The organism is Paenibacillus sp. RUD330, assembly GCF_002243345.2.
Taxonomy (GTDB): domain Bacteria; phylum Bacillota; class Bacilli; order Paenibacillales; family Paenibacillaceae; genus Paenibacillus_O.
This window is the reverse complement of sequence record NZ_CP022655.2, coordinates 1811896-1826958: the sequence shown is the minus strand read 5'-3', so window position 1 is coordinate 1826958 and position 15063 is coordinate 1811896. Positions and strand designations below refer to the sequence as shown.

At 59.5% G+C, this 15063-nt stretch carries 11 protein-coding genes; 7 read left to right on the top strand and 4 right to left on the bottom strand.

What is annotated here, in order from left to right; all coding sequences use genetic code 11:
* Positions 1–79: 79 nt before the first annotated feature.
* The 4 genes from hxlA to CIC07_RS08005 all read left to right on the top strand — a co-directional run bounded on the left by hxlA (position 80) and on the right by CIC07_RS08005 (position 3102).
* Positions 80–715, top strand: a complete 636-nt coding sequence (hxlA, locus tag CIC07_RS08020; RefSeq protein ID WP_076358327.1) for a 3-hexulose-6-phosphate synthase — start codon at positions 80–82, stop codon at positions 713–715.
* 7 nt (positions 716–722) lie between these two features.
* Positions 723–1283, top strand: coding sequence for a 6-phospho-3-hexuloisomerase (gene hxlB, locus CIC07_RS08015; RefSeq protein ID WP_076358328.1), 561 nt, complete (start codon positions 723–725; stop codon positions 1281–1283).
* Positions 1284–1416: 133 nt separating this feature from the next.
* On the top strand, positions 1417–1824 hold the full coding sequence (locus CIC07_RS08010; RefSeq protein ID WP_083688402.1) for a winged helix-turn-helix transcriptional regulator: 408 nt from the start codon (positions 1417–1419) through the stop codon (positions 1822–1824).
* A 552-nt stretch (positions 1825–2376) separates the two neighbouring features.
* Positions 2377–3102 carry a hypothetical protein gene (locus CIC07_RS08005; protein ID WP_076358330.1) on the top strand — a complete coding sequence of 242 codons (726 nt, stop codon included), beginning with the start codon at positions 2377–2379 and terminating at the stop codon, positions 3100–3102.
* A gap of 90 nt (positions 3103–3192) precedes the next feature.
* Here the strand turns inward: CIC07_RS08005 and CIC07_RS08000 are convergent, their stop codons facing one another.
* Both CIC07_RS08000 and CIC07_RS07995 read right to left on the bottom strand, forming a co-directional pair.
* Positions 3193–3366: a hypothetical protein gene (locus tag CIC07_RS08000; RefSeq protein WP_157742058.1), complete on the bottom strand. Its 174-nt coding sequence runs from the start codon at positions 3364–3366 to the stop codon at positions 3193–3195.
* Positions 3367–3408: 42 nt separating this feature from the next.
* Positions 3409–3555: a hypothetical protein gene (locus CIC07_RS07995; protein WP_157742056.1), complete on the bottom strand. Its 147-nt coding sequence runs from the start codon at positions 3553–3555 to the stop codon at positions 3409–3411.
* Between the two features lie 212 nt (positions 3556–3767).
* Between CIC07_RS07995 and CIC07_RS07990 the strand changes: the two genes are divergently transcribed.
* The 3 genes from CIC07_RS07990 (at position 3768) to CIC07_RS07980 (ending at position 6317) form a co-directional block, all read left to right on the top strand.
* Positions 3768–4787 (top strand): ketoacyl-ACP synthase III, encoded by a 1020-nt coding sequence (locus tag CIC07_RS07990; RefSeq protein ID WP_076358331.1) that lies wholly within the window; start codon positions 3768–3770, stop codon positions 4785–4787.
* A 176-nt stretch (positions 4788–4963) separates the two neighbouring features.
* Positions 4964–5434 carry a VOC family protein gene (locus CIC07_RS07985; protein ID WP_076358332.1) on the top strand — a complete coding sequence of 157 codons (471 nt, stop codon included), beginning with the start codon at positions 4964–4966 and terminating at the stop codon, positions 5432–5434.
* Positions 5435–5600: 166 nt separating this feature from the next.
* A complete protein-coding gene (locus CIC07_RS07980; RefSeq protein WP_076358333.1) occupies positions 5601–6317 on the top strand; it encodes a glycosyltransferase family 2 protein in 717 nt (238 codons plus the stop codon).
* Positions 6318–7031: 714 nt separating this feature from the next.
* On the opposite strand, the gene CIC07_RS07975 is transcribed toward CIC07_RS07980, so the two are convergent.
* Together CIC07_RS07975 and CIC07_RS07970 are read right to left on the bottom strand one after the other, a co-directional pair.
* On the bottom strand, positions 7032–8123 hold the full coding sequence (locus CIC07_RS07975; protein ID WP_076358334.1) for a threonine aldolase family protein: 1092 nt from the start codon (positions 8121–8123) through the stop codon (positions 7032–7034).
* A gap of 132 nt (positions 8124–8255) precedes the next feature.
* A complete protein-coding gene (locus tag CIC07_RS07970) occupies positions 8256–14951 on the bottom strand; it encodes an S-layer homology domain-containing protein (RefSeq protein WP_159442442.1) in 6696 nt (2231 codons plus the stop codon).
* Positions 14952–15063: the final 112 nt, after the last annotated feature.

The window sequence follows — 15063 nt, the reverse complement described above, 5'->3', positions numbered from 1 at the left end:
AACTGCATGCGGGAGCGAAAAGCCTGACTTGGGCTTATCGCCTGAAACCGACATTCATTCCGAAGGAGTGTTGAAATAGATGGAACTTCAACTTGCACTGGATCTGGTGGATATTCCGGAAGCCATAAAAGTCGTCGCCGAGGTGGCGGACTCTATCGATATTGTCGAAATTGGAACTCCGATCGTCATCAATGAAGGCCTTCACGCCGTCAAAGCGATGAAGGAAGCCTTTCCGCAGCTGCGGGTGCTTGCCGATCTGAAGGTCATGGATGCAGGCGGCTACGAGGTCATGAAGGCTTCCGAGGCGGGAGCGGACATCGTGACGATTCTCGGCGTATCCGACGATGCCACGATTCGCGGCGCCGTCGAGGAAGGGCGCAAGCAAGGCAGGCAGATCATGGTCGACATGATCAACGTGAACAATCTGGAGGAGCGGGCTCGCGAAGTGGATGCCATGGGCGTCGACTACATCTGCGTGCATGCAGGTTACGACCATCAGGCCGAGGGCAAAAACTCCTTCGAGCAGCTGCGCACGATCAAGAGCGTCGTGAAAAACGCGCGCACGGCCGTTGCCGGCGGAATCAAGCTGGCCACTCTGCCGGAGGTCGTGGCTGCCGGTCCTGACCTCGTCATCGTCGGCGGCGGCATTACGGGCCAGGAAGACAAAAAAGCGGCGGCGGCGCAAATGCGCGAGCTCATCGCTGCCGGAGCCTGAAGCCGTCATGAACACGACGGCTTACGCGAAGACTGTCGCCGCCGAGCTGGCCCTGTCGGCTGCCGGCATCGACGAAGCCGCTGCGGCGGCCTTCGCCGAAGCGGTGCTGCGCGCCGGACGCGAGGGCGGCGTATTCGTCGCCGGGGCCGGACGCTCCGGGCTGATGGGCCGCGCCTTCGCCATGCGGCTCGTGCATCTCGGGCTGACCGCCTATGTGGTCGGCGAGACGGTCACGCCGGGCATCAGCCCCGGCGGCCTGCTCGTCATCGGCTCGGGCTCCGGCTCGACCGCAAGCTTGCTGGCCATGGCCGCTCGCGCCGGCGAGCTCGGCGCCTCCGTCGCGCTAGTGACGACCAAGCCCGAATCGCCGATCGGAGCGTCCGCCGATCTGCTCGTCCAGCTGCCCGGAGCCGCCAAGGACGAGCAGGGCGCATCCACCATCCAGCCGATGGGAGCCCTTTTCGAGCAAGGACTGCTGCTGTTCTACGACTCCGTCGTGCTCCGGCTGATGGAGCTTCAGGAGCAGGACGGACGCCAGCTGTACGGCCGGCATGCGAACCTCGAATAGCCCCTTTGCAGCAGCCCGCACGGCGCCCCAGGCGCTGGCGGGCTTTTTGGCATGCAGAGGCCGTGATTAGGCCCACAGGGGCAATTGTAGTATGATTGGAAGTATAGAGACGAACAGACTGGAGGCCGGTGATATGGCCCATGAAGTGAAGGATCGCATCAACCTCAAGGAAATCAACTGCGAGAAGGAGCTGACGCTCGCCGTCATCGGCGGCAAGTGGAAGCTGATCATCCTGTGGCATCTCGGCACGGACGGGACGAAGCGCTTCAGCGAGCTGAAGAAGCTGATCCCCGCCATCACGCAGAAAATGCTGACCAATCAGCTGCGCGAGCTGGAAGAGGACCGTCTGGTCGCCCGCAAAATCTATCCCGAGGTGCCGCCGCGGGTCGAATACTCCCTGACCGGCTACGGAGAGAGCCTCATGCCGGTGCTGCGCCTCATGTATGACTGGGGCCGAAGGTACGGCGACGAAGTCATCGGCAACGGCCGGGGCTGGCCGGTCGAGCCTGCCTCATCGCAGCCGGCTTCAAGCCTGGACTAGAGCCTGCGGGCAGGTGCAGCGGGCAGGTGCACAGGCCAGCCGCCGAGGCTGAAATGCCCCCGGCTCGCATGAACGAACGGCAAAAAAGGGGACGCTATCCCGGAGATCGCGTCCCTTTTGCATATCTAACCATGACTTTGGCTGGTTCCAATTCCCCATCCGCTATCCGGCTTATACGCATAGCCGGGAAAACAGCTCTCGCTTTCTGTATTTTCGATCATTTGATAACGGCTCTTTCCTGACTTCACTCTTTCAATGACTCCCTTGTCTTCCAAGAGCTCATTTATTCGAATGGAATCCGGGGGACGAGTTTGCGTTCCTGTAATAAAAAAATTTTATTTATACAAGAGTTTCATGCCTATTCCGCCCTTGCTGCACCTTCTTTCCTTGATGCTTCATGTTCGGAGAAACGGAACCGCCTTTTTTAATCTCCTCTTGCGGTGTCGCTCTGATTGCCGCCATCCCTTGCATCATCTTCCGAGCATCGTGAAGGCGCACACAAGGCTGCGATGCGGAATAGGCTAGTGCAAATGCGAGGAGGTCAGGGCAACTATGCATCCGAACTATTCCTATCCAATGTATTATCCCTACTGGGGGCATCTTCACCATCAGCCGTATGCGCACAGATACGTCTATGGTCGCGACGGTTATTATCAAAGTCAAGGTGCGCACCATTACGGCCAGGGAACCCAAAGCTACAACGAACAGGGAACGCACAGCTACCAAGGCCATGTAGGCGCCTATGCAGGAGGCTACGGCATCGGTGGCCATGCGGGCGGCTTTTTCGGCGGACCCGAGCACCTCGGCATCAAGACAGGCGTTGATGTCGGAGGTCCCGCAGCCGGACTCAATGTAGACGGCCATCTGGGCGGGCACGGCGCAGGCGTGCAGGCGTACGGTCATCTGGGCTCCTACAAGTCCGGCCTGCAGTCTGGCCTCCATTGGGGACCGCACGGCGCCTACCATCAGGCTGGCGGCCATATCGGCTCCTATGAAGCGGGTTTAAACACCGGCCTGGATTGGCAGAAAAATGGCTTGAACGCTCATACGACCGGGCATGTCGGTCCCTATGAGGCAGGCCTGCAGGCCGGGGTCTCCGCAGGCGGATACGGTGAGCACGGCTACGGCATGAACGTGAATGCCGGCGGCCATCTCGGCAACCTGCAGGCTGGACTCGGCGGCGGCGCGCATGTCGATTCGCAGAGCATTGGCATCGAGGCCGAGTCCAGCTTGGGCAAGCACAAGCTCCACACGGGTTTCGGCTTCAATTGGGATTGACGGAGCATGCTTGCAATCGGCGATAAGGCCCTATTACCGTAGAAGCAAGGAGCGGTTTTCGCAGACGGCGGCTTCAGAGGAAGCCGGAATCTATATTTGCTCGCCTTGGCGGAGGACAGAATCGCTGCCAGCCATTCCAGCTTCCAGCTGCCGGACAACGCGATCCGCATCAACCATAGGGAATGTCATCCAGTTTTTGTCCATACATGTTGACATGTACTTGATTTCATAAAGCAAATAGCCGCAAGCTTTGCGGCTTTTCATGTTGCTATGTTCTTATTTCCCGGACTTGATGTTGCTATGTTCTTATCTCCGGACAATAGATTTGGTTATAATCTCATGCCTGTCGTTCGTCGCGATCCACTCCTTCTGGCAGGCCACGGCTTGGTCCGCATCCGGTCCGCTTGCCAACAGATCGGCCAGCTCCTCCGACTTTCCCCATTCCGCTCTCATCGATCCGAGTCCGATCCTACATCAAAGTTGCTAAGAGAATTCCTGAATCGTCAAGATATGTTGGGCGATGTACCTTGTCATGGCGCTTCCCCAGATTCTACACTTACAGCTATTGCTGAAAAATCACACGAGCTGTTAATCCATAAGTATGCTATACTCTATTTTAGTACCTGATACTAATACCTGATACCATAACAGGAGGTTGATTGCTTATGGCTAGCAAGGCCCCGATCACGACCGCCTACCGCACATCCGCCCGCATCACCGCAGTAGGCTCCTATTTGCCGGAGCGGGTGTTGAGCAATGACGATCTGGAAAAAATGGTCGACACCAACGATGAATGGATCGTTCAGAGGACGGGAATCCGGGAGCGCCGGATCGCCGCTGATGATGAGTATACCAGCGACCTGTGCTTCCATGCCGTGCGCGACTTGGTCGATCGCTACCCGGATCGGAGCCTCGAGGATGTCGACTACATTCTTGTCGCAACGGCAACACCCGACACCTTCTTTCCCCAGACGGCGGCGCGCGTTCAAGCCGAGTTCGGCATCCGGGCAGCGGGAGCAGCCGACGTTGCCGCCGCTTGCGCCGGCTTTGTCTCCGCCCTGCAGCTCGCCGGAGGGCTCATCGCATCCGGGATGCATCGCAAGATTCTGGTCATCGGCGCGGAAACCTTGTCTCGGATAACCGATTATGCCGACCGCACGACCTGCATCCTGTTCGGAGACGGCGCGGGAGCCGTGCTCGTCGAAGCCGGAGCCTCGGACAGCAAGCCCTCCTGGCTGCATTCCTATGCCCGCACGGATGGCGAGGACGGCCATCACCTCTACCGCTCCAGCCTGTCCCCCTCTATAGGCGATCATCGGCTCCAGCAGTCGGGCAAAATCGTCCAGAACGGACGTGCCGTGTTCCGCTGGGCGATCAGCCGCGTCCCCGAAAGCATTCTCGAAATGCTGGATGAAGCCGGAGCGGCCCCGGAGGATATCGACTGGTTCGTGCCGCATAATCCCAATATGAGGATTCTCGATGTCGTGAGCGAGAAGACGGGCATTCCTCTCGATAAAACGATCACGACTCTGGAGCGTACCGGCAATACGTCGGCGGCATCCATTCCTCTGGCTCTGAGCGAAGGCGTGCGCAGCGGCCGCATCCGCGACGGCCAGCTGCTGCTTCTGTACGGCTTCGGCGGCGGCTTGTCCCAATCAGGCCTGCTCATCCGCTGGATGGCTTGAGTTGGAGCCGGGTTATAAAATAACGCCATCCCGCAAGGGATGGCCTTAATTTATAGTGTTGGGTTACATTTACTCATGATATGGCTTATCTTATTATCGAAGATGAACCACTTATTCTTCCAACATATTAAAAACGGTTAGCAGGAAGCATTCACCCTGAATGAGGAGATGATACTATGACAGAAAATAAATTGCTAAGAATGGACAATGTCGGCATCGTTGTAGAATCCTTAGACAACGCAATCTCTTTCTTCGAGGAGATTGGCTTGAGTCTCGAAGGGCGGGCCCATGTTGAAGGCGAATGGGCTGGTCGCGTAACCGGACTAGGTTCTCAATGCGTAGAGATAGCTGTCATGGTCACCCCCGATGGCCACAGCCGACTTGAACTATCGAGATTTCTCACTCCATCGACGATATCCGATCATCGGACTGCTCCTGTCAACTCCCTCGGTTATCTTCGCGTCATGTTTACAGTCCAAGACATGGACGAAATGGTATCCAGACTCAGTAAGCATGGTGCTCAGCTCGTTGGCGAGGTGGTTCAGTACGAGGACTCGTATCGGCTCTGCTACATTCGTGGTATTGAAGGCCTTCTAATCGGTTTGGCGGAGCAACTCGGGAACAGAAAAGGGAGTGACGGTTTATAGAAAGACTTCTCTATGTTCGATATGATTTGATTTTCGGCACCTTGCCTTCTTTGATATCCAGTTCTGCAAGACAGATTGTGCGGCTGCCGCCGGGTACATGCCCTTCCCCCTCCTTACGCTTCGCCATACACTGCCTCAAAGAGCCAAAAGAGGGAGTGAAGGGTCCGTGCTGCCTTCGGTTACGGTCGTGATTCCGTTTTACAACTGTCCTTATATCGGCCAGGCAGTTGCCAGCGTACTGGGACAAAGCTACACCAACATCGAGGTCATTGTCGTCGATGACGGCTCCACGATGCATCAGCATCTGCTGGACCCCTACCGTTCCCGGATTGTCTACTTGCGGAAGAGCAACGGAGGAACCGCCAGCGCGCTGAATTACGGCATGCAGCGAGCGGCAGGACGCTACGTCGCCTGGCTCAGCTCGGATGACGTGTTCGTTCGCGACAAGATCGTGAATCAGGTTTCCTTCATGGAAGAGAAACGAGCGCAATACAGCTTCACCGACTACCACACCATCAATGCATCCAACCAGATCACGCAGTACTGCTCGACGATGAAGTTTCCGACGGAAAAGGCGTTCGTCTCCGCCCTGCTCGACTATTGCCCGATCAACGGCTGCACGGTCATGATGCTCCGGAACTTGGCCGAGGCGGTCGGCTGGTTCAATCCAGGCCTTCCCTACACGCATGACTACGACATGTGGGTCCGCATCGCGCTCAACGGCGTCGGCATGCACTTCCTGAATGAGCCGCTCACCCTGTACCGGAGGCATTCAGCTATGGGAACCATCCAACGCGGCAGCCAGGTCGCGGCCGAGTTCGAGTCCATGAGAGCCTATTATGCTCCAATGCTGAGACAGCGCCTGGCCGGCATGCCGGGTTGAGACAGAACCGTCCAATCGAAATTGGAGACTTATTCAAACATGAGCCTTCCGCATCCCCTAATCGGGATTCGCGAAGGCTTTTTCTTTAGGAATGGGAGTTCTTTGGGCGGCAGGAAGAGCCTATCCCAAAATGGCTGAACGTTACCGCACACTTCCCATCATTTCATATGGACTTGTTAAACATGGTTTGGCAGTCTAGATGGACTGGTAAAATCTGAGAGGAGATTGCCCATGACGTAACGATTAAAAGCAGCCGCGACCCTGCTGCTCCTGGCTGTTGCTCTTACGGCTTGCAGCCATTCCAATTCGGAACCATGGAATAAACTGAAAGCCAATGGGGACACGGCAATTCCCATCCGGATAGCCAAGAAAAGCCGATCGGATGTCGGAGCTGAGCTCCATCATGTCACGATCGAACCAACGAAAGAGGTTGATCATTCTTATGACCTTAAATACGATATCATGGTCAAAATATCGAATGAAAACAATGAGGTCAAGGACTATAAGGTTCCGGGTGAATCGACGGTCATTAGAGAAAAGGACCAATGGGTCATCAGCAGCATCGGGTCGGATCCGCGCGAGCTAAGCGTATTTTTCAATTAAAGAAGAGCCGCTCTCTCTGGAAGAGAACGGCTCTTTTTCGCGTCGTGAATCCGTGCTTCTAAAAGGAAGCTTGTGCAGCTGCCCGTCGAAAAGTCGGAAGCCGCTCCGGCATCAGGCTTGTCCGGCCAGCTCCTCCAGACGCTTGAACGCCTGATCCAGCTTCTCCGCCGGGATGCGGGCATAACGGTCGCCGATATGAATCTCACCTGCACAGGAGTCCGGGGAAGTCTCCTTCAGATAAGGCAGGAAAGCGACTCCGGTCTCCTTCGCCGTCTGCTCCAGCAGAGCGGATGCCTGCTCCATGGGAAGATCCAGATGCAGATGGAACATGTTGGACACCGGCTGCTCCGGCACGGTGCGCATGCGGCTGCAGCGGTTGAAGCGGGAGCTCAGATCGCGGGCTCCGTTCAGGTACGTCTCCATCAGCGGCAGACGCTTGTCCAGATAATGCTCTGAGCTGACGATGTACGGATAAAGGCTGACCAAATCCCCTCCATGGCGTCTTTTCCACACCTTCGATTGCTGCGCCAGATCGGCATCTCCTGCAAGAATGGCGCCTGCGATGCCGCCGACTCCCTTGTAGAAGGATACATAGACACTGTCGAAAAGGCTGCAGATCTCGGCTTCCGAACGGCCGTAATAAGGTACGATCTCGAACAGGCGCGCCCCGTCCAGATGGATCGGAATGCCCTGCTCCCGGCACCAGGCGGATATCGCCTGCAGCTCTTCATAGGAAGGCAGCTGGCCCCCGATCTCGCGCTGCGGCAGCTCCAGAAGCAGGCAGCCGATCTCCTCCCGGACCGCCTGGATATCCTCCAGCGTGATCAGTCGTTCCGAATTGCCCAGAAGGATGGACCGAATTCCATGCAGCTCATGCAGTCCCCTCTCCTCATGGATTTCCAGGTGGCATAGCGGGTGATAGGCCGCCGTGCGGAAGCCGCGGCGGTCGCACCAGATCCGAAGGGCGATCTGCTGAGCCATCGTGCCGCTCGGGAAAAATACGGCCGATTCCTTGCCTAGCAGCTTCGCCATCTTCGCCTCGAACGCTTCGATGACTTCTCCTCTTCCGTACATATCGCTGAACCGCGATCCATCTGCCTGCTCGAAAGCATCCAGCAGCACCTGCATGGAGCGCGGACCATGCCCGACGACCGGATAATCGGCCTCCTGATAGCTTAACGCCAAAGCGGATTCTTTCTTCATCCTGCACTCTCCCCTTCCGTGTACCCTCTATGCTGGTATATCAGAAAGGGGAGGTTGGGCGCAAGGACAGAATCAAGTTGTGATCAAGGTTTCAATCCCGCGATTTGTGATCAAGGTTTCAATCGGACACTGTTATTGGCCCATCCATCCTGTTCCCGCCAGCAGGCGGAACAGGGCTGCCGCGGTTTCGGCTCGGCTGGCCGCTTGGGCAGGAGCGAAGCGCCCGTCCGGCAAGCCGTTCATGACTCCGCTCGCCGCCGCCTGCCGGACGGAATCGGACGCCCATCCCGAGATGGAGGCGGCATCGGCAAATGCGGAGGTCTGAACAGCTGCATCCCCTTGCCGAAGATGAGCCAGCGCTCTAGCCAGCACGACGGCCAGCTCTTCCCGGGTCACCCTGGCCGCCGGATGGAACGAGGAGTCGGCGTAGCCCTGCATGAGTCCAGCATCAGCTGCGGCCGCAACAGCATCGGTGTACCAGCTTCCGGCGGATACATCCTTGAAGGCGGCCTCCTGTTTCGGCAGGTTCAAGTCGAGAGCCCGGACGATCATGGCCGCAAGCTCCGCGCGTGTGACCGGCTTGTCCGGAGCGAAGCCGGCTCCCGGAATTCCGCTTACGATTCCTTTGGATGCCAGGCTCCTCACCGCCCTCGCGCTCCAGTGGCCGTCAAGGCCGGAGATTCCGGAAGGCCGGATGGCGAGCATGAAGATGCCGCTGCGGCTGGTTCTTGCTGTCAGCTGCGTTTCTTGCTGATGGGATGCCGTTAGATTCGCAGGGACATAATGAGCGGAATTCAGAAGCTCGTCGTAGCGGATGACGGCCGAATCGGTTATATTCACGATTCCTGACTGCGAGAACGAATACGCGAATCGGATCCAGTCGCTTGGCTCCGCTTCCTTTCGTCCATCCGGCGTGGTCAGGAAGATGCTGAATTCAACCGGCGTTCCTTGCGGCTTCCAGCCCTTCGCCAGCGCGGCTTGCGTCGCCAGCCGCGCCTTGGCTTCATCCGGCTGGCGCAGCAGGAATTCAAGCGAGGTTGCCGGCTTGAGCGTGCTGGTCTGAGCGTGCAGGAATTCCGCAGCCTCCCTTGCCTTCAGGGTGATGAAGACGGATCCGTTCACGAGCTGCAGCACAAGCTCCGGCTGTCTTTTTGCCGCTTCCTCCAGCGCGCCGGCGCTGAACGTGATCTTGCCATCGCTTCCCGCAGGGATTTCCACGATGAAGAGCTTATCCGTCCAAGCCTTCTGCAGCGCTCCGTCTTGGCTGCCCGTTCCCGGAGCTGCGGAAGGCGCAGCGGTCGATGTCGGCGAAGGCGTTGGAGTCGCTATCGGGCCTGCAGACGGAGCGGATGTCGGCGTCGGCGCCGGGCTTCCGGTCGGTGTCGGCGCCGGGCTTCCCGTCGGCGTCGGCGTTGGACTTCCCGTGGGTGTCGGTGTCGGCTCAGCCGTCACGGGTTCGACGACCTGCACCGTATAGGCACGATGAATCTCACCGACCTGGACATCAAGATCGGCATCGCCTGCGGCGACAGCAGCAAGCTTGCCTTCCTTGAACGACGCCACCGCTTGCGGCGAGACGGAGATTTTGGCTTGAGCGGTCACATCCGCTCCCTCCTTGTCCAGCACCTGAACAGTCGTCGCCGAGCCCGGCACCATTCGGAACGGACCGGTCTGGCCGTCCGCCAGCCGGACCTCGAACGGCTTCGGATCCGATGCGAAGCCGGCGTTCACTTCGCGGAACGTGAAATTCGGAGATGCCGGATTGGAAACCCGTTGTATCCTCTCGCCGCGGATGATGAGATTATCCACCTTCAGCGAGCCTTTCATGTCGGAAGCAATCTCGACACCGCTCGTCCCGGCTCCGTCCAGAACGTTGTCCGCAAGCTCGACTCCCTGCACGCTCTTGCCTCCATGGACGATCAGGCCGGAGTAGGTGCTGTCGTAAGCGTTGTTGCCGCGAATGAGTATCCGGCTGGCTCCGCCGATATCGCTCTCCCCCGCGTACAGCCATAGAGCGCCGAGATTGACACCATAGCCGGAGTCGACGCTGCCCGTGCGGATCAGCGTGTTGCGCTCGACGACGGTCGCGCCTTGGAAAGGCTCGGCCGAGAAGCGGGTCGAGACGGCGATGCCGGCTCCATTGGCGATCGTATCCTTGGCGATGTTGTCCTGGATCTTGTTGTCCCGGCCGCCGAACACGACGATGTTGTCGGCCAGCCAAGGCAGCGAGACCGTATTGAAGCGGGCCGTATTGTTCACGCTCGGCGTTCTCTCCGCTCCGTTGACGTCCGCAAGCTTGGCGTCGGTGAACGACCACATCGCGATGCCGTCGTCTCCGGGATACCGGATGTCGCTCTGCTCCATCATGCTGTCCGACGTTCCGACGGCGAAGTTGATGCCGTCCGCCATCAGGTTGCGGATGCGCAGTGCGGCCATGTACAGGCCGTCCGTGCGCTTCTTCTCGCCGATCGGCTGCGTCAGCCACAGTCCCGCCTTCGTATGCTCGATCCAGATGTTCTGCAGCACCGAGCCCGGTCCGAACGCTCCGTGGAAGGCATTGTCGAACGCTTCGTCATCCCTTGCGTTGATGCCTCCGTCGATGAGCAGGTCATAGACTCTGACCTTGCCGCCGTGGCCGTAGAAGCGAGCCCCGTCCAGCTCGGTATGCCAGCTGCCGGCGCCGCGGATGACGGCGTCCTGAAGATCGATGACTTCATCCGAGAACGTGAACGCTCCCGCCGGGAACCACACGCCCTTGCCCTGCTTGCCCGCTTCCGCCAGGGCTGCCGTCAATGCCGCCGTGTCGTCCAAGCCGTCGTCCGCGGCCGCTCCGAAATCGGTGACGGCCAGGAAGCCTTCCGGCATGGAGTAGGCCGCATCCGTTTTCTCCAGCTCGACCAGGTCGATCGTGTAGGAAGCCGCTTCGTCGCCCTCGGCTTTTTCCAGCCGAACCGTCGATCCGGCCGGCACGTCTCCGATCCGAGCATGGATGTCGTCGTAGAACCGGTGCGCGCTGCCCTGCCTCGGATCGTTGGACCACGGATAGCTGCCGTATTCCCACGCATACTTGCTGGTCAGCTCAAGCTTCTGGCGGAAGACGCCGTCGACATACAGCGAGAGCGTCCGCTCATCCCCGCTGCCGTCCTTGCTGTCCGGAATCGAATAGCGGACCACGATAGAGTCGGCTTCGGCCGCTGTCTTGAATTCGATATAATCGCCTTGCTTGTTCAGCATGACGGCCTTGCGTCCCGAAGCCTCCGATGCCAGCTCCTTGTACTTGCGCGAAGGACCGATAGGCTGTCCGTTCGTCTCCGCATCTTCGGCTTCGTAGCTGATGTAGTTGACCGTTGCTCCCCGATAGGCAGGAGCCGAGCTGTCTGCAACCGTCAGGCTGTCGATCGAGGCTCCGCCTGGAAGTCCTTCGGCCGACACCGTATTGATGCCTGCGCGCAGCTTGAGCTTGAAGGCCGCTTCCGCGCTTCCCGTCCGGCTCTTCAGCTGGAAGGGCTGGACATCCAGTCCGTTGGCGTCGATGCCGGCTGCCGCCGCTTCGCTGCCGTCATAGCGGTAGCGGACCGCGACCGCGTAGGTACCGTCCACCGGCGCATGGACGGCGAAGCGGTAAGCTCCATCGCCATGGAAAGCGTCGCTGCCCTTGTATTCGACGCTGATCCGCACCGGATCCAGCCGCCAGCCGGCTCCGGCCTCCGTGCCCAGCTTCAATCCCTGCTCCAGGTACATGCCCGAGTCCGCGTTCCGGAGCTGCGTGTAACCTAACATCTCTTCCAGCTGCCACTGAGCGCCAGGAAGGCGCAAATCCGTCGCCAGAGCGAGGCTGCCGTCCGTTCCGGCGGCCAAATACTTGCCCGTGGACGCATTGCGGATGAGCTTGCGGCCGTTGAAATCCTGGACGAGCCAGCGGGCCGAAACTTGTCCGGCTCCTGCCGGAGCATAAGCTGCGGCTCCCTCCGTGTCGGCCAGCAGCTTGGAGGCATCGCCGGCGAGGGAGATTTCCACCGGACCGCCGTTATCCTGGACCGGCGTCGAGGTGTTTTTGTTCACGGGAACATCAATGGACGGAATTTCGCCGGATTCGGGATATTCGAATATCCAGCGGGAAGTGCCGAGGCTGTCCGCCACCAGCCCATGCTCGGCATAACCGGCTCCGCCGCCCGCATGGACGAGCTCGTCGCTGTAGCTTCCGTACAGGCTGCGGATGAGCCAGGCTCCTCCATCCGCCGTCCGGGAAACATCCCAGCTGGACGCTTCGGCCGCTTCTGCGCTGCCCGCCGCCTTGCTCTCGAGGAAGCTGTAGTCGCCGTTCAGCGTGAGGAAGTGCCCGGATGCGGCATTCCGGATTTTCACTCCGTCTTCTTCATTGACGATGATCCATTGGGAGTACGAGTTGGTTTCTTCCGGGCTGCCGTACAGCACGACGCCTCCGGCATTCTCATACAAATACCCTTTGCCGCCTGCCGACCTGATGCGCAGCAATTGTCCGGCTGGAGCTGTCGCCGGCGGCAGGACGACCGGCTCCGCCGTGAACAGCGCTTCCGGCCGATCTCCGGCTCCGGCGGCCTTGCTCAGCCGGATAGCCGGGCTGCCGCCGTCCGCGCTTTGCCCCGCAAGCAGATAGTGGCCGGCCCAGCCGCTCTTGAACGTCGTATAGACCTGATCTCCTACCGTCACGTCTTGCAGGCTCCATTTGACGCTGTCCCACGATGCGTTGATGTTCCCCCGGGTTTCCGGAGATTCGGCCGGATCATCCTCCGATTCATGGCCGGCGATGTTCTCCAGGGCGGCATAACGTCCGCTGGCCTGGTTTTTGAGCAGCATCTTGCCGGGGGCGCCGGAATCCTCCAAATACCAGACCGCCGAGTAGTCGCCGGCGTCCGCCTCCCCGTACGTCACCATGCCGACGGTCGCGCCGTTTTCCTGCGTTTCCTTCAAATACAAGCTATCCGACCCGTTGACCTTGTACCTGAACAGCCGCTGCTGATCCTCGGCCACCGCCACGAACTTCCATTTCGGGCTTCCCCAGCCCGGATTGATGATGCCGTATTCCGCGTATTTGGTCAGGTTCTGGAGAGAGACGAACTTCTCCGGCTGCTTGCCGGGCTCCTTGTCCGTCACGCTGCTGATGAGATTGGAGTTGCCTCCGGTGTCCCGCACCGTCCAGACGAAGCTGCGGTCCACGCTGCTGGGATCCGAGAGAGGACTGACCTGGATATGGCCGTCCGGCATGTCCGAAATGTTGATATAATGGCCGGTCCGCCTGTTCTGGAACAGCTTGCGCCCTTCATGCTTGCGGATCAGCCACTGGTCGCTGGCATCATCCCCGCTTCTGGCATTGCCGTATTTGAGCAAGCCGTCTGCCGTCTCATACAAATAGAAGGGCTGCCAGCCGTTCTGGATGCGCACATAATGATCGGCTCCGTCTGCCGGCAAGGATGGATCGACGAGCTGCCACTGGGCGCCCAGAGAAGAAGCATCCGCAGCGGCTTGAACCGTGCCGTCGGAATGGCCCGTGACGAAGCTGTCCAGGCTGCCTGCCGCTCCGATCGTCTGGTAATCGTCGTAGTCGTCGGACAGCGTAAGCGTCCACCGGCTCTCCGGCGTCCCGAAGCCGGCATCCAGAGCAGACAGCGTATCGCCGCTCCTCGTCAAATAGTGGCCGGTCGCGGAATTGCGGATCCGCTTCGCTCCGTCGTAATCCTCGACAAACCACAGATAGTCGGCCGCCCTCGCCGGATCGGCCGCCAGCGCGCCGTGTTTCAATGCGCCCGCTTCCTCGTAGAGGTAATCCGTCGGCGAGTTCGCGTCGGTATACGAGGCGATCCGGACCGGCTGCAGCGCCGAAGGGGAAACGATGCGCCACTGCGCGGACGGATTGTCCTTGGTTCCCGGCCAGCTGTTGGAGCGCGCGTCCCGGTCGTCCGGAAACTGCGCATTGAGCAGGTAGGAATCGAACCTGCCGTTGGCGAACGTCACATAGCCGAGCCCGTCCGACGAGCTTTCCTGCAGCCAATCGGTGAGTCCGGGCTCCGCAGGATCGGGATCTCCGGCAGGCATCGCCGCCCATTCCAGAGGCCCCTGCTTGATCAGATGGCCGGTCTCCCGGTTGCGGATCTGGATTTTGCCCGGCACGCTGCCGGGCTCGATGAACCACTGGGCATCGGCATCCTTGTCGCCTTTGGCGCCGAAGCCGACGACAGAAGCCTCTTGGCCGGCGATCTGCCCTTCATACTCGTACAGCACCATGCCCGGATGGAAGCGCGACTCGATCTGGACCGCTTCGACAGGCACAAGCATCCATTTAGGGCTTTCGAATTCCAGATTGATGTCCGAGCTCAGCTCGGCGAAGCCCAGCTGGTCCTCCTCATGGATCGCCCGCTTGCCGCTCGAGTCGGCGGCGCTCACGATGTTCACGAACCCGCTCGTCGCAGTGGGGTTGATGAGCCACTGCTCGGATGCCGAGGGGCCCGCCACTTGCCGGGCCTTCAAGGCATCCCTGCGCTGCGGCGTCTCCGAAGACGTGATGAAATGGCCAGTCTTGCTGTTCCGGATCAAGTAGGAGCCTCCGGCCGCCTCCACCTCCCAATGAGAGGATTCATCTCCCGGATTGGTCATGCCGTACCGTACGGTTCCGTCGGATGCCTCGTACAGATAGTTGTTCTGCCACATGTTCTTGATCCGCATCTTGCCGGCAGGAATATCTCCCGCCCCATTGCCGCCTTGCGCCGCCGCACCTGCCCCGTAAGCCGGCAGGCTGGCCAGCAGCAGCATCAGCGCCATCAGCGCCGCGGCCGCAGCCCGGAATCGCTTCATCCCAGAAGACCTCCCCGTATTTTCGCTTTCTCTCTCATTGTAAGATGCAACCGTTTTCATGGACGATGTGCGTTATTAGGGGAACAAGGTGCGATTCTACGAAAAGAGGAAT